The following is a 19,317-nucleotide window of genomic DNA, read 5'->3' on the forward strand; positions in this document are numbered from 1 at the left end:
CGGGGCGGACAGGTGAACAGCCTCTGACCTGCTGGGTGTTCACCGCCCCGACCACTCGCCCGCCGCCCGCGCTCCCGTCCCGGCCGACGTTATGCCAGGCCCTCGCGGCACTCAATGAAGGCCGTGTTAAGCCTTCGTTTCCGCACCGGGCGCGGCCGGTGTGCGCAGCCCGATGAAGACCGGCTCGCGGCGCAGGACGAAGCCCATCGACTCGTACAGCCGGACGGCGCCGGTGTTGGCCGCGGCCGCGTGCAGGAAGGGGCTGTCCCCGCGCTCCCGCACGACGGCGGCCACCGCCCGGACCAGCCGCCCCGCCAGCCCCCGGCCCCGGTGCCCCGGGTGCGTGCACACCGCGCTGATCTCCGCCCAGCCGGGCGGCCGCATGCGCTCCCCGGCCATCGCCACGAGCCGGCCCCCGTGCCGGATCCCGAGGTACGTGCCGAGCTCGACGGTCCGCGGCAGGAACGGTCCGGGCTCGGTCAGCCGGACCAGCTCCAGCATCTCCGGGACGTCGGCCGGCCCGAGCCGCACCGCCTCGGGCTCCGGTGCGGCGCGCACCGCCCGCCCGTCGAGCTGCACGCCGGGTATCGACGCCACCGTCTCCCAGCCCGGCGGCGGGGTGGGCAGCCCGGTCAGCCACACGACCTCGCCGGGCCCGGCCAGGGCGGCGAGCGCCGCCCAGGAGCGGGGGTCGTCCGGGTCCGAGAGCGCGGCGAAGGGGTTCGCGTCCGGCAGGTAGCGCGCGGCCAGGGCGCCGCCCCCGCCGGTCGCGCCGGCCGTGTCCGCCGCGCCGCCGGACCGGGAGAACTGGGCGAACGGCCGGTGCGGGCCGGTCAGCGCCGCCCACACCGGATTGTCCAGCGGGGCAGCCGAGTTGTCGGTGGACATCTGGTACCGGAATCCTTCCATCGGGGTTCGAGGCCGGTGCGACCGCCTTCTTGACGGCCCCCGCACGGCGCCACGAGACTGCGGGGGACGGCCGTTGCCGTCAGCGTCCGTCGCGGGCAGGTTATGCCCGGGCCCCGAGGAGCAGGTGACATGCGAGCGGTGGAGACGACCGGCACACCCGGCGCGGGGGCGCGGACCCCGCGGCGCTGGTGGCTGACCCGGCGCCTGCACATCGACCTCCTCCGCGTCTGCAGCTCCTTCGCCGCCCCGCGCGCCTGACCGGACCACCCCGCCCCCCGGCTCCGCCGCACCGTCCCGCAGCCCCGAACGGGGCCGGGGCGCCCACGCGCGCGGCCGGGCCGGGCCCCGGTCCCCCGTGCGGCGGGGGTCCACCCCCGCCACAGACGCCCGCCCCCGGACCGCACCAGGTCCGAGCGGCCCGTCCCGCCCCTGCGGACGGGACCGGTGGCATCCGCTCCCGCCCTCGGCCAGCCCTGCCCGCATCCAGCCAGCCCCGGAGCGGTCCGCTCCGCCCGCCCCCGACCCGCTCTGCCCGGATCCGACCCGCCCCCGACCCGGTCCGCCCCCAGCCAGCCAGCCAGCCAGCCAGCCAGCCCGCCCGCTCGGAGCGGGCCGGTCCGCCCGCCCCCGACCCGGTTCTGCCCGCCCGGCTCCGCCCCGCGCCCCGGCCGGGCGGGGCCGACGCCGGGCGGGGCCGGCACCGCCCCACCCAGACCCGCCGGCGCCAAGCCCCGCCACGCGGGCGCCTCCCGACCGGACAGCCCCGCCCCGCCCAGACCGGCCCCCGGCCGAGCCCCGCCCGCGCACCCCGGGCCGGGGCCCGGCCCGACCCGTCCCGACCCCGCCGGGGGAAGGGACACAGGAGAGTCGTCATGGTTCCGATGCTCATGCCCCGCACCGCCTCCGTGCCCGCCCCGCGCGGACGGATCGGCGCCGGGTTCTCCCCGGCCCCGCACCGCTACCACCTCTACCTGTCCACCGGCTGTCCGCGCTCCCTGCGCGTGGAGACCGCCCTCGCCCTGCTGGGCCTGACCGGCTCGGTCGGCTCCACCCTGCTCGGCCCGCCCGCCACCCACGCCGCCCTGCGCCGGGCCTACGAGGCCGCCGGGCACCACTACGACGGCGCCCTGGCCGTACCCGCCCTGTGCGACACCTGGAGCGGCCGCGTCGTCAGCAACCACGCCCCCGACATCCTCGACGACCTCGCCGTCCGCCTCGCCGGCCGCCCCGACCTGAGCCCGCCGCTCCCCGCCCGCCTCGCCGGGGCCGTGCGGGCCCTGCTCGACGAGGCCGCGCCGCAGACCGCCCGCGCCGCCGCCCTGGACCTCCTGGAGCGCTGGCTGGCCGTACGGCCGTACGCTCTGGGGGACCGGCCGACCCTCGCCGACGTGGACCTGTGGGTCGCCCTCCTCGACCCCGCCGTCCTGCCCGGCGCGGGCCCGCGGACCCGGGCGTACGTACGGCGCCTGCGCGCCCACCCGGCCTTCGGCACGGCCGCCTGACGCCGCCCGGCCAAAGGGCCCGGGGTCCGGCCGGGACCCGGGCGGGGGCCGCACGACGCGTCGTAGGACACACCGCGCAACGAATCACCGCACAAGCCGCCGAACGCGCAACGAATCGATGCGGCCAGCGCAACGCTCACGGCTTGTCGCGGTCGAACGTCCGAACGTACCGTTTTACGACCCCCTCCCCACCTGCCACAGAGGTACGCCCATGCCCCCGCTGCGCACCGCCCTCCTCCAGAGCTCCGGACGGCTCGGCGACACCGCCGAGAACCTCAAGCAGCTCGACGAGGCCGCGGCGCGCGCCGCACAGGGCGGGGCCGGGCTCCTCGTGACCTCGGAGATGTTCCTGACCGGCTACGCGCTGGACCTCCAGGACGTCCCCGGCCTCGCCGAAGCCGCCGACGGCCCGTCCGCCGTCGCCATCGGCGAGATCGCCCGCCGCCACGGGACCGCCGTCCTGTACGGCTACCCGGAGCGGGCGGCGGACGGGGCGGTCTACAACGCGGCGCAGCTCATCGGCCCCGACGGGACCGCACTCGCGAACTACCGCAAGACCCACCTCTTCGGCTCCTTCGAGCAGGCCGCCTTCACCCCCGGCGACGCCCCCGTCGTCCAGGCGGACCTGAACGGCCTCCGCGTCGGCATCATGATCTGCTACGACGTGGAGTTCCCCGAGAACGTCCGGGCGCACGCGCTCGCCGGAACCGACCTCCTCCTGGTTCCGACCGCGCAGATGCACCCGTTCCAGTTCGTCGCCGAACAGCTGGTCCCCGTCAGGGCCTTCGAGAACCAGATGTACATCGCGTACGTCAACCGCACCGGCCCGGAAGGCGAGTTCGAGTTCGTCGGACTCAGCTGCCTGGCGAGCCCCGACGGGGTCACCCGGACCCGGGCCGGCCGCGGCGAGGAGCTGGTGTTCGGCGAGGCCGACCCCGAGCTGCTGACCGCCTCGCGCGAGACCAACCCGTACCTGCGCGACCGCCGCCCGGGGCTCTACGCCTCCCTCGTCTGAGACCCACTTCCCCCCGCCCCGCCTGCCCCGCCCGCAAGGAGACGTACCCCCATGACGTCCACGGTGCCCACCACCGCCGTCCCGCACAGCGACGGACAGCCCCCGATCACCATGTTCGGGCCGGACTTCCCGTACGCCTACGACGACTTCCTCGCCCACCCCGCGGGCCTGGGCCAGATACCGGCGACCGAGCACGGCACCGAGGTCGCGGTCATCGGCGGCGGACTGTCCGGCATCATCTCCGCCTACGAGCTGATGAAGATGGGCCTCAAGCCCGTCGTCTACGAAGCCGACCAGATCGGCGGCCGCCTGCGCACCGTCGGCTTCGAGGGCGCCGGCACCGAGGAACTGACCGCGGAGATGGGCGCCATGCGCTTCCCGCCGTCCTCCACGGCCCTCCAGCACTACATCGACCTCGTCGGCCTCGTCACCGAGCCGTTCCCGAACCCGCTCGCCGAGGCCACCCCCTCGACGGTCGTCGACCTCAAGGGCGAGACCCACTACGCCGAGACCATCGCCGACCTCCCGCAGGTCTACCGCGACGTGTCCGCCGCGTGGAACGCCTGCCTCGACGAGGGCGCCGACTTCTCCGACATGAACACCGCGATGCGCGAGCGGGACGTCCCGCGCATCCGCGAGATCTGGGCGAAGCTCGTCGAGAAGCTCGACGACGAGACCTTCTACGGGTTCCTCTGCAAGTCCGAGGCCTTCCAGTCCTTCCGCAAGCGCGAGATCTTCGGCCAGGTCGGTTTCGGCACCGGCGGCTGGGACACCGACTTCCCGAACTCCATCCTGGAGATCCTCCGCGTCGTCTACACCGAGGCCGACGACCACCACCGCGGCATCGTCGGCGGCTCGCAGCAGCTGCCGCTGCGCCTGTGGGAGCGCGAGCCCGAGAAGATCGTCCACTGGGCCCAGGGCACCTCCCTGTCCACCCTGCACGACGGCACCCCGCGCCCCGCCGTCACCCGCCTGCACCGCACCGCGGGCAACCGCATCACGGTCACGGACGCCTCCGGCGACATCCGCACGTACCGCGCCGCGATCTTCACCGCCCAGTCCTGGATGCTGCTGTCCAAGATCGCCTGTGACGACACGCTGTTCCCGATCGACCACTGGACGGCGATCGAGCGCACCCACTACATGGAGTCCAGCAAGCTCTTCGTCCCCGTCGACCGCCCCTTCTGGCTCGACAAGGACGAGGAGACGGGCCGCGACGTCATGTCGATGACCCTCACGGACCGCATGACCCGCGGCACCTACCTGCTGGACAACGGCCCGGACAAGCCGGCCGTCATCTGCCTCTCGTACACCTGGTGCGACGACAGCCTGAAGTGGCTGCCGCTGTCCGCGAACGAGCGGATGGAGGTCATGCTGAAGTCCCTCGGCGAGATCTACCCCAAGGTCGACATCCGCCGCCACGTCATCGGCAACCCCGTCACCGTGTCCTGGGAGAACGAGCCCTACTTCATGGGCGCGTTCAAGGCCAACCTCCCGGGCCACTACCGCTACCAGCGGCGCCTGTTCACCCACTTCATGCAGGACCGCCTCCCCGAGGACAAGCGCGGCATCTTCCTCGCGGGCGACGACATCTCCTGGACGGCCGGCTGGGCCGAGGGCGCCGTCCAGACCGCCCTCAACGCCGTCTGGGGCGTCATGCACCACCTCGGCGGCTCCACCGACGCCACCAACCCGGGCCCGGGCGACGTCTACGACGACATCGCCCCGGTCGAGCTCCCCGAGGACTGACCGTCCCCGGAGCCCCCACGACAACGGGCCGCCCCCGCGCGAACAGCGCGGGGGGCGGCCCGTTCCCATTCCCCGACCGGATCGGGACCGGGTCAGGGGCCGCCGCCGGCACCGCCCGCGTCGTCGCCGTGCCACACGGCCTTCCAGCGCACGGCGCGGGCGATGCGCAGGGGGACGTCCCGCTCCGCCGGAGTCCGGTCGGAGGCCACCCCGCAGTGGGCGCACAGGCGGTACACGCCGTAGCCGTCGCTCCACCGCACGCCGCCGTGGTCGGCCTCGCAGACCGGGCAGCCCGGACCGGCGTACGTCCGCGCCCGCAGGATCGCCGGGACCACCGCGGGCAGCGGGCCCAGCGGATGGAACTCCAGGTTCGGGCACGGCACCCACGCCTGCGGCTGCGGCGGCACCGGCCGGCGCACCCCCGCCCGCTTCTGCGCCCGGCGCCGCTCCTGCCAGTCCAGGATGCCCGGCAGCCAGACCTCCCGGGCCGCGTGCAGCTCCTCCACCGCCCGCACCAGGGCGTCCGGGTCGTCCGCCGGGTCCCGGGGGATGCCGGCGCTGCCGCGCAGGTGGTGGAAGGTGGCGCGCAGCCCGTACGGGGCGAACTCCGTCAGGCAGGTGCGCAGCGCCGACAGCCGCCGGTACGGCGGGAGCCCGGTGTCGTGCACCCGTCGGCGGTGCGTCGCGAAGCTGGTCACCGCGTCAGGTTAGTGCCGTGCCGTGCCGGGCGTCGCGACCAGGCGGACCTTTACGGTCACGGCACCAGGGGCGCGAAGGCGAGGGCGGCACGGGGTTTCGGGGCGGTCGGCGTCAGCAGGCAGCGGCCCACCAGGCCGACGCCGGCGTCGAGGGACTCGGTGAACTCCTCCGCCAGTTCGGGGGCGCGGCGCAGCGTCCACAGCAGCCGGGCGGCGGACCAGGCCCCGTCGCGGGCGCGTTCCAGGCTCCAGGAGCCGAGCAGGTGCGTCAGCGGGTCGGCGATCTCCAGGAGGTCCGGGCCCGGCATCAGCTCGTCCCGGATCTGTTCCTCCAGGGCCACCAGCGTGTCCCCGACCCGGTCGAAGTCGGCCTCCAGGGCCGCCGGAGCGCAGTCCAGGGCCCGGCAGGTCGACACCACGGCCAGCGCCAGGTCGTGGCCGATGTGCGCGTTGATCCCGGCCAGCGCGTGCTGGAGCGGACGCACCCCCGGGTGGCGGCGGTACTGGAGCAGCGGCCGCCAGCAGGCCGGTGCCCGGTCCGCCTCCACCGCCGTCAGGTAGCGCTCGGCGAACCGCACGCTCAGGGTCCGCGCGGTCCGGGGCGCGGGGAACCCGCCGTGCTCGATCCGGTGGTGCAGCGTCTGCGTCACCGTCAGGTACACCCGGTTGAAGACGGCGACGCCGTCCTGTGCGGGGAGCCGCTCGTCGAGGGCGCGCATCCGCGCGAGTACCGCTTCCATGTCAGGCAGCGTCGCAGCCCGGACGGGCGGTGCGGGGAACTTGGCCGCAGGCTTCCCCGGTTCGGGCGAAACTCCGGCGGAACCGCGTCAACCCCGCTTGTCGTCGCCGTCCGGGCCGGTCTTCGCGTCGTACTCCGAGGTGCCCGAGTCCAGCAGCGGTTCCTGCGTCTTGAGGTGGGCCGGGGCGAAGTACCGCAGGGCGTGGTAGCCGGTGATCACCACGATGGTGCCGAGGGCGATGCCGCCCAGTTCGAAGCTGTCGGTGATCTGGAGGGTGACCCCGCCGACGCCGATGATGATGCCCGCCGCGGCCGGCACCAGGTTCAGGGGGTTGCGCAGGTCCACGCGTCCGCTGATCCAGATCTGCGCGCCGAGCAGGCCGATCATGCCGTACAGGATCACGGTGATCCCGCCCAGCACCCCGCCCGGGATCGCGGCGACGACCGCGCCGAACTTGGGGCACAGGCCGAAGAGCAGCGCGAAGCCCGCCGCCGCCCAGTAGGCCGCGGTGGAGTAGACGCGGGTGGCCGCCATGACGCCGATGTTCTCGGAGTACGTGGTGTTCGGCGGGCCGCCGACCGCCGTGGACAGCATCGACGCGGCGCCGTCCGCCGCGATCGCGGTGCCGAGCTTGTCGTCGAGCGGGTCGCCGGTCATCTCGCCGACGGCCTTGATGTGCCCGGCGTTCTCCGCGATGAGGGCGATCACGACGGGCAGCGCGATCAGGATCGCCGACCATTCGAAGGCCGGCGCGTGGAAGGACGGCAGCCCGATCCAGTCGGCCTTGCCGACCCCGGACAGGTCCAGGCGCCAGTGGTCGACGGCCTCGGGCCCGCCGGTCGTCGAGTGGATCTTCCCGAAGACGAGGTCGAAGAGCCAGGAGATCGCGTACCCGAAGATCAGGCCCAGGAAGATCGCGATGCGCGACCAGAAGCCGCGCAGGCACACCACCGCGAGCCCGGTGAACAGCATGGTCAGCAGCGCCGTCCACTGGTCCTGCGGCCAGTACGTCGAGGCCGTGACCGGCGCCAGGTTGAAGCCGATCAGCATCACGACCGCGCCCGTCACCACGGGCGGCATCGCCGCGTGGATGATCCGGGCGCCGAACCGCTGCACGGCCAGACCCGCGAGGAACAGGGCGACGCCGACCACGAACACCGCGCCGGTGACGACGGCGCTGTCCCCGCCGCCCGCCCGGATCGCCGCCGCGACACCCACGAAGGACAGGGAACAGCCCAGGTAGGAGGGGACCCGGCCGCGCGTCGCGAGGAGGAAGATGACCGTCGCGATGCCGGACATCATGATGGCCAGGTTGGGATCCAGGCCCATCAGGACCGGGGCGACGAAGCTCGCGCCGAACATCGCGACGACGTGCTGGGCGCCGAGCCCGGCGGTGCGCGGCCACGACAGCCGCTCGTCCGGCCGTACCACCGCGCCGGGAGCGGGGGTCCGCCCGTCTCCGTGCAGGGTCCAGCGCACGCCGAAGCCCATGTTCCACCACTTCCGTTCCAACGGCCCGTCAAGCATCCTGGCGGCCTGCCGCATTCGCCGCGGCAGGCCAGCCGCCATATTACGGGCCGATAGGTGCGGGTTCGTCCCGATTGGCGGGATCCGTGGTGGGCGGCACCGGCTTCTGCCGCAGGACGGCGGCCCCCGCCACCAGCGCGAAGGCCAGCAGCGTGACCAGCCCGAACGACACCACCAGCGAGGTCGCGTCCGCCACCGCACCGATCGCCGACGGAGCGATCAGCCCCGAGGTGTACGTGATCGTCGCGACGCCGGCGATGGCCTGCGCCGGAGCCGGCCCGCTGCGCGCCGCCGCCGCGAAGGCCAGCGGGACCACCACCGCGATGCCCAGCCCGATCAGCGCGAACCCGGCCAGGGCCCCCGCCGGATGCCGGACCGAGACCACCAGCAGCCCGCCCAGGGTGGCCAGTACGCCGCCCGCCCGGACGGTGCGCACGGCCCCGAACCGGTCGACCACCCGGTCCCCGGCGAGCCGGGCCAGGGCCATGGTCAGCGCGAAGGCGGTGGTGGAGGCGGCCGCCAGACCCGCGTCCGTGTGCAGCACGTCCCGCAGGTACACCGCCGACCAGTCCAGGCTCGCACCCTCGGCGAACACGGCGCAGAACCCGACGGCGCCGATCAGCAGGGAGGACTTCGGCGGCAGCGCGAAGTGCGGCGGAGCCTCCGCGTCCTGATCGCCCTTCAGGTCCAGCACCCCCCGTACGGCGACCAGCCCGGCCACGGTCAGGGCGAGCGCGGCCACCACGTGGTGGAGCCGCGCGTCGGCCCCCAGGTGCGCGGCGACCGTCCCGGCGGCCGAGCCCAGCAGCGCGCCCACGCTCCACATGCCGTGCAGCGAGGACATGATCGAGCGGCCGAGCCGGTTCTCGGTCTCCACCCCGAGCGCGTTCATCGCCACGTCCGACATCCCGGAGGTGGCCCCGTAGACGAAGAGCGCGGCGCACAGGGTCACCAGGTTCGGCGCCAGGGCCGGCAGGACCAGGGACAGGGTCCACAGCGACAGCAGCCCCCGCAGGGCGGTGCGGGCGCCGAACCGGTGGTTGATCCGCCCGGCCAGCGGCATCGCGAGCGCCGCGCCCAGGGCGGGGAAGGCCAGGGCGAGGCCCAGGGTGCCGGCGCTGAGCTGCGCGTGGTCCTGGATCCAGGGGATGCGGGTGGCGAAGGAGCCCGTCACGGCGCCGTGCGCGCAGAAGACGGCGGCTATCGCGAAGCGGGCACGGCGCAGCCGCGCCGGGCTGAGGTCGGTTTCCCCGGTCATGCGACGTAAACTATCAGGTACCCTGCCTGATGGTTAGTGCCGTGAACCTCCCTAAGATGGGCGCCGTGACCCCTGCCAAGGTGCTGACGACCGCCTCCGTCCCGTCCCCCGCCTCGCCGAGCACCGCCCGGGCCATGAACGACCGCCTGGCGCTGGAACTCCTCCAGGCCGAGGGTCCGCTGACGGCGACCCAGCTCAAGCAGCTGACCGGCCTGTCCCGGCCCTCCGTCGCCGACCTCGTCGAGCGGCTCACCGGCGCGGGCCTGATCGAGGTCGTGGGAGAGTCCGGAGAACAGCGGCGCGGCCCCAACGCCCGGCTGTACGGGATCGTCGCCCGCCGCGCCCACCTGGCCGCCCTGGACGTCCGTACGGACCGTGCGACGGCCGTCGTCACCGACCTGCTCGGGCGGACCCTGGCCCGGGCCGAACTGCCCGTCGACGCGGTCGGCGAGGCCGTGGACCGGCTGGAGGAGCTCACCCGCGAGGCGGGCGCCGACCGGCTGCACACGGTGGTCGTCGGCGCACCGGGCCTGGTCGCCCCCGCCAGCGGCGAGCTGGGCGACACCATCGGGCTGCCGTCCTGGCACCGGGACCTCGTCACGGCCCTCCAGCGGCGGCTGCCGGCCACGGTGGTCGTGGAGAACGAGACCAACCTCGCCGCCCTGGCCGAGCAGCGCGTCGGCGCCGCCCGCGACCTGGACTCCTTCGTGCTGCTGTGGCTCGGCGCGGGGGTGGGGGCCGCCGTCGTCCTGGACGGGCGGCTGCGCCGGGGCGCCTCCGGCGGGGCCGGCGAGATCGGCTTCCTCCCGGTCCCCGGTACCGCCGGACTGCCCTCCGCCACCGACTGCGGCGGGGGCTTCCACGCCCTGGCGGGCCGCGCGGGGGTGACCGCCCTCGCGGCGGAACACGGTTTCCGCGGTCCGGCGGAGGAGGCCGTCGCCGGGGCCGCCGGGGAGGCCTTCCTCGACGCCCTCGCCGAGCGGCTCGCCCTCGGGGCGGCGGCCGTCGCCGCGGTCCTCGACCCGGGCTGCGTGGTGCTGGGCGGCGAACTCGGCCGCGCGGGCGGCGACGGCCTCGCCGCCCGGGTAGCCCACCGCCTCACCACCCTGACCCCCGTCCCGACGGCGGTCCGCGCCACCGCCCTCGGCGGCCCGGCCGTCATCGAGGGCGCCCGCCTGGCCGCCCGCGAAGCCGCCCAGTCCACCCTCTTCGGCACCTGACCGCCCCGGCCTCGACGCCCGGCCCGGCTCCGGCGCGGCCGGGGTCCGGTGCTCGCCCGGGACCCGGTCCCCGCGCCCGACCCGGCATCAGCACGCGCCCCGGCCCGAGCCCGGCCCCGGCTCCCGCCCGCTCGCCCGCGCGCCGTCGGCCGCGCCCCGGCTCAGCCGCGTGCGCCCCGGAGGTACTCGTCGAAGCCGATCCGGCCCACCGCGTGGGACGGGGCCAGGTTTCCGCCGCGCCGGAAGCCCGCGTACGCCTTTCCGGCGAGCGGGACCTCGACCACCCGGCGGCGCCGCCCGGTCGCCACGAGGCGGACGCGGACCAGTTCCGCCAGGGTGCGGACCTGCGGGCCGCCCATGTCCGCGACGCGGCCCGCCGGGCGGGGCACCGCCAGCTCCGCCAGCCGGTCCGCGACCTCCGGGGCCGCGATCGGCTGCACCCGTACGCCCTTGGGCACCAGCGCCACCGGCAGCTTCGCCGCCGTGTCCGCCACCTGCGCCACCAGATCGTGGAACTGGGTGGTCCGCAGGATCGTGACGCCGAGCCCGGACGCCTCCAGCAGCCGCTCCACCGCCAGCTTCGTCCGGTAGTAGCCGAGCGGCACCACGTCCACCCCGACGATCGAGATGTACACGAGGTTCGTGACGCTCCCCGACCGGCGGGCCGCCCCGACCAGGTGCCGGGCGGCCGCCCCGTCGCCCCCGCGCGGGCTGCTCGCGCAGTGCACGACCACCTCCGCGCCGGCCATCGCCGCGTCCAGCCCACGGCCGTCCCGCAGGTCGACCGGGTGGTCCGGCGCGTGCCGGCTCAGCACCCGGACCTCGTGGCCCCGGTCCCGGAGCCGGGCGACGACCAGGGCTCCGAGGTTCCCGGTGCCTCCGGTGACGAGGATCGTGCTCATGATGTGTCCGTCCCTTCCCGCGCGGTGTGCGTGCACCAGCTGAGACAGGACGGCCCCGCGAAACGTGACAGCCCCGCGGGAGGAACCCGGAAAGCACCACCGGTTGCGCGGGGCGCACGAGGACCCGGTGGCCGCCGGGCCACCGGGTCCTCACGCGCGTTCAGCGGTGCTCACGCACCGGGTGTCAGCAGGCGCCCTGGTCCTTCCAGACGCCCCATTCGCCCGTGGTGCCCGGAGCCTCGTTCTGCGTCCACCACTGGGCCTTCCAGTAGCGGCCGTTGTGCGAGACGACGTTGCCGGTGTTGTAGATCTGGCCCGCCACGTAGGCCGGACCGGTGCAGGTGCCGCCCGGCGGGGTCGTCGGAGGCGTGGTCGGCGGGGTCGTCGGGGGAGTCGTGGGCGGGGTGGTCGGGGGGGTGGTCGGCGGCTGGGTGCCGCCCGGCTCCACGACCGTGGTGCCGCGCGCCAGGTCCCCGGCGAAGGCGTACGTCGTGCCGGAGATGTTCACCGTCCAGTTGGAGGGCGTGGACACCGGCAGGTAGTAGTTGAAGGCCAGGTCGACCGAGGCTCCCGGGGCGAGCGACTGCCACGCCGGCAGCTTCAGCGAAACCCGGTGGAAGTCGCCCTTCAGCCCGCCGACGTTGCTGCCGGTGTGGTCGCTCTTGACGACCTTGGTGCCGAAGCCGGACTGGTCCGAGGCGTTGTTCGGGGCCGAGGTCGAGTAGTCGAACTGGAACTCGGTGCCGCCCGGCAGCGCCGACTTCGTGTTGTTCGTGATCTTGACCTTCGGGGTGAGCGGGTAGTTGGAGTCGCCGAGCTTGAACTCGGTGAACTCCGCCTTCACGTCCACGGCCTGGGCCGGCAGCGCGGTGTTGGACTTCTTCGCCCCGTACGGGGAGGCCGCCTTGAACTTGTCGTACATCAGCGTGGTGAGCGTGTCGCCCATCTCGTACTGGCCCTTGGCGGCGTTCCAGCCGTAGTCGCCGGCCATCTCCCAGACCATGGTGCCGCCGATGCCGCGGTCGACCACGTAGTCCGCCTTGGCGGCGACCGACTGCTCGTCCTCGGTGGAGAGGAACACCTTCTTCTGCGCGTTCCACAGCCACGGCGCGACCAGCGTCGAGTCGTACTTGCGGGCGTAGGTGCCGGTCAGCGCGGTGTTCGCCGGGAAGCCGTACTTGGTGACGTAGTCGCCGACGATCCCCTTCTCCAGGTTCTTGGCGTGCCACATCGGGTTGGAGCCGGCGGGGGACTCGACCCCGTTGGTGTCCTTGTCGTGCCACAGGTTGTCGATGCCGGTCGCGCCGTCACCGCACTTGGTCAGACCCGCGCCGGCCGGGCAGGTGGTCGCGGCCGCCTTGCCCCACAGGCCGTCGGTCCCGCCCTGCACGTTCTTGTGGCCGCGGGTGTAGTACGGCAGGCCGATGTTGATGCGGCCGGCCGGCATGGAGCCGCGGAAGTAGTGGTACGCCCAGTCGGTGTTCAGGTAGCCGATGCCGCCGTACTGGGAGCTGCCGTAGACGTTCGCGGCGGCCAGCTCGGCGTCCTTGCCGTCGTCGAAGAGCGAGGCGTTCGGGCCGACGTACTCGTTCCAGGCGCCGTGCAGGTCGTAGGACATGATGTTGACGTAGTCCAGGTACTTCTGCATCTGGAACGTCTCCATGCCGCGCAGCAGGTAGCCGGAGGAGGGGGCGGCGACGGTCAGCATGTAGTGCTTGCCGTCGGTGGCGCCGGCCCGGTCCAGCTTCTCGCGCAGGCTCTTCATCAGGGCGTCGTAGCCCTTGACGAGGCCCGCGCGGCGGGCGTTGGACAGCTGCCAGTCGAGCGGGTTGCCCGCGTCCTTCATCGTGGTCGGGTACTCGTAGTCGATGTCGACGCCGTTGAACCCGTACTTGCGGATGAACTCGACCGAGGAGTCGGCGAAGGTGTCGATGCCGGCCTGGTTGACCGAGCCGTCGGCGTTGGTCGCCATCGAGTAGAACCCGCCGGAGGCGACCCGGTTGCCGTCGTCGCCGAAGAAGCCGCCGGTCTCCGCCCAGCCGCCGACCGAGATCAGCGTCTTGACGTTCGGGTACTGCTTCTTGAACTTCGTCAGCTGGTTGAAGTGGCCCTTGTAGGGGAGCGACGGGTCCATCTCGGCACCCGCCACGCCCGGCCAGGTCATGCCGGTGGCCGCGTTGTTCACGTTGTCCGAGCCGACCGAGATCTTGTTGTCGGCGCCGACGTGCGCGAAGGCGTAGTTCAGGTGGGTGACCTTGGACCAGGGGATGTTGTTGGCGAGGTAGGCGGGAGTGCCGTCCTTGCCGGTGCGCCAGCCGGTGAAGTAGCCGATGACGCGGCGCTGGTGGTCGGCGCCCATCTTCTCGCGGCCTTCGGAGTCGTAGACCGAGCAGTACGGGACGTCGACCCCGGGGGTCTTGTACAGCCCGTCGGGGCGACAGCTCTCGTTGTCGGCGGCGTGCGAGACGCCCGCGGAGAGCCCGCCGACCAGCAGGCCGGCGATTGCGGCGCCGGATGCCAGGAGCAGCGCTCTCGTACGAGTGGGGGAGGGCATGGTGCCTCCTGGGGAGGGGAGGATGGCAGGACACGACGTGCTCAACAAGCAGAAATGTGGCGCTGGTTGGCCTGTGACGTGCGCACGTCGGCAGGGCCGGCTCCCGGGGAAGATGAAGGGAACGTTAAGAGGACTAGACCAACCCGTCAATAGGTCTGGACCAAAGCCCGGCCGGGAGTACCGGTCCCGCGCGGGCGGGACGCGGGCGGCGCACCGGCCGCGTACAGGTGACCCGCGGTCACCGCTCGAGAACGGCTTGTTTGTGACCCAGGCCACAGCGATTCACTCGCATGGCCGCCGATCACCCGTGGCACACTGGCCCTAAGTACCAGTAGCAGCGCACTCCGGGGTCGGTGTAATTCCGAACCGGCGGTTATAGTCCGCGACCCGTCCGCATCCAGCGGCCGGTTGACCAGGTGAAATTCCTGGACCGACGGTTAAAGTCCGGATGGGAGGCAGTGCGCGGCGGGCAGTCACCGGTACGCCGCCGTCGGCGGTCCATCGGCGTATCCCCAGCGGATACGTCTCGGGATCCAGTCCCGGAACGGACCGTGAATCCGGCCCCGGCGTCCCCGCGTGTACCACCCGCTTCATCTGTCGTCACCCGACAGGCCCCGGAGTCCGTGCCCGATGAGGCAGGAGGACCCGGTGGCGACACACGCCGCGCAGGCAGCACCCGACCCGAGCGCCGTCGCCATGCGCCGGGCCATCGAGCTCGCCGCCCGCGGACTCGGCTCCACCAGCCCCAACCCCGTCGTCGGCTGCGTCATCACCGGCCCCGGGGGCGACGTCGTGGGCGAAGGCTGGCACCAGCGCGCCGGCGGCCCGCACGCCGAGGTCCACGCCCTGCGCGCCGCGGGAGACGCCGCCCGGGGCGGCACCGCCTACGTCACCCTCGAACCCTGCAACCACACCGGCCGTACGGGTCCCTGCGCCGGCGCCCTCGTCGAGGCCGGCGTCGCCCGCGTCGTCTACGCCGTCTCCGACCCGAACCCCCAGGCCAGCGGCGGCGCCGCCACCCTGCGCGCCGCCGGGATCGACACCTCGGCCGGGCTCCTCGCGGACGAGGCCGAGGAGGGCAACGCCGCCTGGCTGACCTCCGTGCGCCTCGGCCGCCCGTACGTCCTGTGGAAGTACGCCGCCACCCTCGACGGCCGTACCGCCGCCGCCGACGGCACCAGCCGCTGGATCACCTGCGCCGAATCCCGCGCCGACGTCCACCGGCTGCGCGCCGAGGCCGACGCCGTCGTCGTCGGCTCCGGCACCCTGCGCGCCGACGACCCCCACCTCGCGGTGCGCGGGATCGAAAGCGCCGTCCAGCCCCTGCGGGTCGTCCTCGACACCCACGCCACCGTCCGGCCCGGCGCCCGCGTCCTCGACGGCGCCGCCCCGACCCTCATCGCCGTCGGACAGGACGCCGACACCGGCCACCTGCCCGGCGTCGACCTGGTCCGGCTGCCCCACGACAAGACCGGCCTCTCGGTCCACGCCCTCCTCGCCGAGCTGCACCGGCGCGGCGTGCGCTCCGTCCTCCTCGAAGGCGGCTCCACCGTGGCGGGCGCCTTCGTCGCCGCCGGAGCCGTCGACAAGGTGGTCGGCTACCTGGCCCCCGTCCTGCTCGGCGCCGGCCCCGCCGCCCTCGCCGACGCCGGGATCGCGACCATCGCCGACGCCCTCCGGCTCACCCTCACCGAGACCACGCGCCTCGGCACGGACATCCGCATCACCGCCACACCCGCACGCCCCTCCCGTCCCACCGCCCCCAAGGAGCACTGAGTGTTCACCGGAATCGTCGAAGAACTGGGCGAGGTCACCGCCGTCGAGCCGCTCGCCGAAGCCTCCCGCTTCCGCCTGCGCGGCCCGGTCGTGACCGAGGGCGCCAAGCACGGTGACTCGATCGCCGTCAACGGCGTCTGCCTGACCGTCGTGGAGACCGCCGACGGCGAGTTCACCGCCGACGTCATGCAGGAGACCCTGAACCGCTCCAGCCTCGGCGCCCTCGCCGCGGGATCCCGCGTCAACCTGGAACGCCCGATGGCCCTCGGCGGACGCCTCGGCGGCCACCTGGTCCAGGGGCACGTGGACGGCACCGGCGAGATCCTCTCCCGCACCCCCTCCGAGCACTGGGAGCTCGTCAAGGTCGCCCTCCCGGCGCAGCTGGCCCGGTACGTCGTGGAGAAGGGCTCCATCACCGTCGACGGCGTCAGCCTGACCGTGGTCGAGGCCGCCGCCGACCACTTCACCATCAGCCTCATCCCCACCACCCTCGCGCTGACCACCCTGGGCATCAAGCAGCCCGGCGACCCGGTCAACCTGGAGGTCGACGTCCTCGCGAAGTACGTCGAACGCCTGCTGGCCGCCGGAGTCGACCCGCTCCACGCGCAGGGAGAGCAGCGATGAGCGCCCTGACCTGGCTCAACACCGAGGCCTTCGCCGTCTTCGGCCAGAAGGTCATCTGGTCCGACATGATCGGCAACCTGATGGGCCTGGCCGCCCTCGCCCTCGGCTGGCGCCGCTCCATATGGACCTGGCCCGCCCAGCTCCTCTCCGGCCTGATCCTGGTCGCCGCGTACGCCTCCGCCCACCTCGCGGGCGGCGTCGGCAAGCAGCTCCTGGTGATCGCCGTAGCCGTCTGGGGCTGGCGCGCCTGGCAGCTCGGCAGGCAGAAGGCCCAGGACGGCACCATCGCCGTGCGCACCGCCACCTGGAAGGAGCGCGGCCTGCTCCTCGCCGGAGCAGCGGCGGGCACCCTCGCCGTCGGCGGCCTGTTCACCCTCGTCCCGACGCTGTCCTGGAGCCCGTGGGCCGACGCCTACATCTTCGTCGGCACGATCGTGGCGATGGTGGCCCAGGCCCGCGGCCTCGTCGAGTTCTGGTTCGCCTGGCTCCTCGTCGACCTCGTCGGCGTCCCCCTCGCCTTCAACAGCGGCCTGGCCTTCTCCGGCCTCGTCTACGTCGTCTACTTCGCCCTCGTCCTGTGGGGCGCGTACGACTGGTACCAGCGCTCGCGCACCAACCCCGCCCCGGCCCTCGAAGGAGCAACGGCATGACCACCCTCAAGCCCGTGCCGGACGTGCCCGACGCCGGTCCGCAGGAGACCTTCCGGCTCGACCCGATCGAGCAGGCCATCCGCGACATCGCCGCGGGCCGGCCGATCGTCGTCGTCGACGACGAGGACCGCGAGAACGAGGGCGACCTCGTCATCGCCGCCGAGAAGGCCACCCCCGAGATCATCGCGTTCATGATGAGCGAGTGCCGCGGCCTGATCTGCGCCCCCATGGAGGGCCCCGAGCTGGACCGGCTCGAACTCCCCCAGATGGTCCAGAACAACACCGAGTCGATGCAGACGGCCTTCACCGTCTCCGTAGACGCGAGCGCCGCCCACGGCGTCAGCACCGGCATCTCCGCCGCCGACCGCGCCACCACCCTGCGCCTGCTGGCCAACGGCTCCAGCGAGCCGTCGGACTTCGTCCGCCCCGGCCACGTCTTCCCGCTGCGCGCCAAGCCCGGCGGCGTACTGGTCCGCAACGGCCACACCGAGGCCGCCGTCGACCTCGCCCGCCTCGCGGGACTGCGCCCCGCCGGAGCCATCGTGGAGATCGCCGGCGAGGACGGCGTCATGCTGCGCCTGCCCGAGCTGATCCCCTTCGCCCGCAAGCACGGACTGACGATCATCTCCATCGAGGACCTGATCGCCTACCGCCGCTCCGCCGAGCCGACCGTGCGCCGCGAGGCCGAGGTCAGCCTGCCGACCTCGTTCGGCGCCTTCACGGCGTACGGCTACCGCTCCACCGTCGACGGCGTCGAGCACGTCGCCCTCGTCCACGGCGACGTCGGCGACGGCTCCGACGTCCTGGTGCGCATGCACTCCGAATGCCTGACCGGCGACATCTTCCAGTCCCAGCGCTGCGACTGCGGCCCCCAGCTGCACGCCTCCATGGCCCGCATCCAGGCCGAGGGCCGGGGCGTCGTCGTCTACCTGCGCGGGCACGAGGGCCGCGGCATCGGACTGCTGTCCAAGCTGCGCGCCTACGAACTCCAGGAACGCGGCCGCGACACCCTCGACGCCAACCTGGAACTGGGCCTGCCCGCCGACGCCCGCGACTACGGGGCCGGGGCCCAGATCCTCGCCGACCTCGGCGTGCGCAGCGTCCGCCTGCTGACCAACAACCCGGACAAGTCCGCCGCGCTGGTCCGCCACGGCATCGCCGTCACCGGCCGGGAGCCCATGCCCGTCGAGGCGGGCGAGCACAACCTGCGGTACCTGCGCACCAAGCGGGACCGCATGGGCCACGACCTGCCCTGGCTGGAGGGGGCCGTGCCCACCTCCGCCTGCGGCAACCAGTAACCACACCCACCGAGACCCGGTCCACCGAGACCCAGTCCACCCAGAACCCCGGAACCACCGGAACCACCACCGAGGAGCAGAGCTGTGAGCGGCAAGGGCGCACCCGAACTGAGCGTGAAGAACTGCGGCGACCTGCGCGTCGCCGTCATCGCGGCGCAGTGGCACGAGAAGGTCATGGACGGTCTGGTCGACGGCGCCCTGCGGGCCCTGCACGAGCTGGGCATCGACGAGCCCACCCTGCTCCGGGTCCCCGGCAGCTTCGAGCTCCCGGTCGTGGCGAAGGTACTCGCCGGTCGCGGTTACGATGCCATCGTCGCCCTCGGAGTGGTCATCCGCGGCGGCACCCCCCACTTCGACTACGTGTGCCAGGGCGTCACCCAGGGCCTGGTGCAGGTGTCGATCGACACCGGAGTTCCCGTCGGCTTCGGCGTTCTGACCTGCGACAACGACGAGCAGGCGCTGGACCGCGCCGGGCTCGAGGGGTCGAACGAGGACAAGGGGCACGAAGCGGTCACCGCCGCCGTCTCCACCGCCATGACCCTGCGGACGGTCAGCGAACCCTGGCGCTGAGTGGCGGCGGGGGACCCCTTATTCTGAGGACCATCATGGCGAACACCTCCAAGACCTTCGAAGAGCTCTTCACGGAGCTCCAGCTCAAGGCCGCCAACGGCGACCCCAGCTCCTCCCGCACCGCCGAGCTCGTGGGCAAGGGCGTCCATGCCATCGGCAAGAAGGTCGTCGAGGAGGCCGCCGAGGTCTGGATGGCCGCCGAGTACGAGGGCAAGGAAGCCGCCGCCGAGGAGATCTCCCAGCTGCTCTACCACGTCCAGGTGATGATGGTGGCGCGCGGGATCTCCCTCGACGACGTCTACGCGCACCTCTAGGCCGGAGCACC

At 73.5% G+C, this 19,317-nt stretch carries 18 protein-coding genes and 1 riboswitch; of the genes, 11 read left to right on the top strand and 7 right to left on the bottom strand.

The features are described from left to right. Positions 1-126: 126 nt before the first annotated feature. Positions 127-888 carry a GNAT family N-acetyltransferase gene (locus AC07B0_RS33200; RefSeq protein ID WP_478899706.1) on the bottom strand — a complete coding sequence of 254 codons (762 nt, stop codon included), beginning with the start codon at positions 886-888 and terminating at the stop codon, positions 127-129. A 150-nt stretch (positions 889-1,038) separates the two neighbouring features. Here AC07B0_RS33200 and AC07B0_RS33205 point away from each other — a divergent pair, with 150 nt between their 5' ends. The 4 genes from AC07B0_RS33205 (at position 1,039) to AC07B0_RS33220 (ending at position 5,175) form a co-directional block, all read left to right on the top strand. Continuing rightward, the gene (locus tag AC07B0_RS33205; protein WP_356876793.1) at positions 1,039-1,167 is read left to right on the top strand and encodes a hypothetical protein; all 129 of its coding nucleotides are present in this window, start codon (positions 1,039-1,041) and stop codon (positions 1,165-1,167) included. Between the two features lie 614 nt (positions 1,168-1,781). After that, on the top strand, positions 1,782-2,411 hold the full coding sequence (locus tag AC07B0_RS33210) for a glutathione S-transferase family protein (protein ID WP_478899708.1): 630 nt from the start codon (positions 1,782-1,784) through the stop codon (positions 2,409-2,411). A gap of 211 nt (positions 2,412-2,622) precedes the next feature. After that, positions 2,623-3,426 carry a carbon-nitrogen hydrolase family protein gene (locus AC07B0_RS33215; protein ID WP_356876797.1) on the top strand — a complete coding sequence of 268 codons (804 nt, stop codon included), beginning with the start codon at positions 2,623-2,625 and terminating at the stop codon, positions 3,424-3,426. 51 nt (positions 3,427-3,477) lie between these two features. After that, positions 3,478-5,175: a flavin monoamine oxidase family protein gene (locus AC07B0_RS33220; RefSeq protein WP_467298544.1), complete on the top strand. Its 1,698-nt coding sequence runs from the start codon at positions 3,478-3,480 to the stop codon at positions 5,173-5,175. Positions 5,176-5,267: 92 nt separating this feature from the next. Here the strand turns inward: AC07B0_RS33220 and AC07B0_RS33225 are convergent, their stop codons facing one another. From AC07B0_RS33225 to AC07B0_RS33240, 4 genes are all read right to left on the bottom strand, one after another. Beyond that, positions 5,268-5,873, bottom strand: a complete 606-nt coding sequence (locus AC07B0_RS33225) for a hypothetical protein (protein WP_356876801.1) — start codon at positions 5,871-5,873, stop codon at positions 5,268-5,270. A 56-nt stretch (positions 5,874-5,929) separates the two neighbouring features. Continuing rightward, positions 5,930-6,613, bottom strand: coding sequence for a DUF5995 family protein (locus tag AC07B0_RS33230; protein ID WP_356876803.1), 684 nt, complete (start codon positions 6,611-6,613; stop codon positions 5,930-5,932). A gap of 87 nt (positions 6,614-6,700) precedes the next feature. Continuing rightward, complete coding sequence (locus AC07B0_RS33235) at positions 6,701-8,104, bottom strand: uracil-xanthine permease family protein (RefSeq protein WP_356876905.1); 1,404 nt, start codon at positions 8,102-8,104, stop codon at positions 6,701-6,703. Between the two features lie 79 nt (positions 8,105-8,183). Next, a complete protein-coding gene (locus AC07B0_RS33240; protein ID WP_356876805.1) occupies positions 8,184-9,398 on the bottom strand; it encodes an MFS transporter in 1,215 nt (404 codons plus the stop codon). 56 nt (positions 9,399-9,454) lie between these two features. On the opposite strand from AC07B0_RS33240, the gene AC07B0_RS33245 reads away from it, so the two are divergent. Further along, positions 9,455-10,618 carry an ROK family transcriptional regulator gene (locus AC07B0_RS33245; RefSeq protein WP_356876907.1) on the top strand — a complete coding sequence of 388 codons (1,164 nt, stop codon included), beginning with the start codon at positions 9,455-9,457 and terminating at the stop codon, positions 10,616-10,618. Between the two features lie 161 nt (positions 10,619-10,779). Here the strand turns inward: AC07B0_RS33245 and AC07B0_RS33250 are convergent, their stop codons facing one another. Both AC07B0_RS33250 and AC07B0_RS33255 read right to left on the bottom strand, forming a co-directional pair. Next, positions 10,780-11,520 (bottom strand): SDR family oxidoreductase, encoded by a 741-nt coding sequence (locus AC07B0_RS33250; protein ID WP_467298553.1) that lies wholly within the window; start codon positions 11,518-11,520, stop codon positions 10,780-10,782. A 184-nt stretch (positions 11,521-11,704) separates the two neighbouring features. Then, complete coding sequence (locus AC07B0_RS33255) at positions 11,705-14,074, bottom strand: chitinase C-terminal domain-containing protein (protein ID WP_356876809.1); 2,370 nt, start codon at positions 14,072-14,074, stop codon at positions 11,705-11,707. A 335-nt stretch (positions 14,075-14,409) separates the two neighbouring features. After that, a riboswitch (FMN riboswitch) is annotated at positions 14,410-14,540 on the top strand. 230 nt (positions 14,541-14,770) lie between these two features. Between AC07B0_RS33255 and ribD the strand changes: the two genes are divergently transcribed. The 6 genes from ribD (at position 14,771) to AC07B0_RS33285 (ending at position 19,306) form a co-directional block, all read left to right on the top strand. Next, positions 14,771-15,850, top strand: coding sequence for a bifunctional diaminohydroxyphosphoribosylaminopyrimidine deaminase/5-amino-6-(5-phosphoribosylamino)uracil reductase RibD (gene ribD, locus AC07B0_RS33260; RefSeq protein ID WP_478899732.1), 1,080 nt, complete (start codon positions 14,771-14,773; stop codon positions 15,848-15,850). Continuing rightward, positions 15,851-16,474, top strand: a complete 624-nt coding sequence (locus AC07B0_RS33265; RefSeq protein ID WP_356876811.1) for a riboflavin synthase — start codon at positions 15,851-15,853, stop codon at positions 16,472-16,474. Then, the gene (locus tag AC07B0_RS33270; RefSeq protein ID WP_356876813.1) at positions 16,471-17,124 is read left to right on the top strand and encodes a nicotinamide mononucleotide transporter family protein; all 654 of its coding nucleotides are present in this window, start codon (positions 16,471-16,473) and stop codon (positions 17,122-17,124) included. Before AC07B0_RS33265 ends, AC07B0_RS33270 begins: the two co-directional genes overlap by 4 nt. Beyond that, on the top strand, positions 17,121-18,422 hold the full coding sequence (locus AC07B0_RS33275; protein ID WP_356876815.1) for a bifunctional 3,4-dihydroxy-2-butanone-4-phosphate synthase/GTP cyclohydrolase II: 1,302 nt from the start codon (positions 17,121-17,123) through the stop codon (positions 18,420-18,422). The genes AC07B0_RS33270 and AC07B0_RS33275 overlap by 4 nt, the downstream gene beginning before the upstream one ends. Positions 18,423-18,506: 84 nt before the next feature. After that, positions 18,507-18,992 carry a 6,7-dimethyl-8-ribityllumazine synthase gene (gene ribH, locus AC07B0_RS33280; protein WP_007262951.1) on the top strand — a complete coding sequence of 162 codons (486 nt, stop codon included), beginning with the start codon at positions 18,507-18,509 and terminating at the stop codon, positions 18,990-18,992. 35 nt (positions 18,993-19,027) lie between these two features. Then, on the top strand, positions 19,028-19,306 hold the full coding sequence (locus AC07B0_RS33285) for a phosphoribosyl-ATP diphosphatase (RefSeq protein WP_356876817.1): 279 nt from the start codon (positions 19,028-19,030) through the stop codon (positions 19,304-19,306). Positions 19,307-19,317 lie beyond the last annotated feature (11 nt).

This window comes from Streptomyces sp. NPDC044704 (assembly GCF_056433525.1).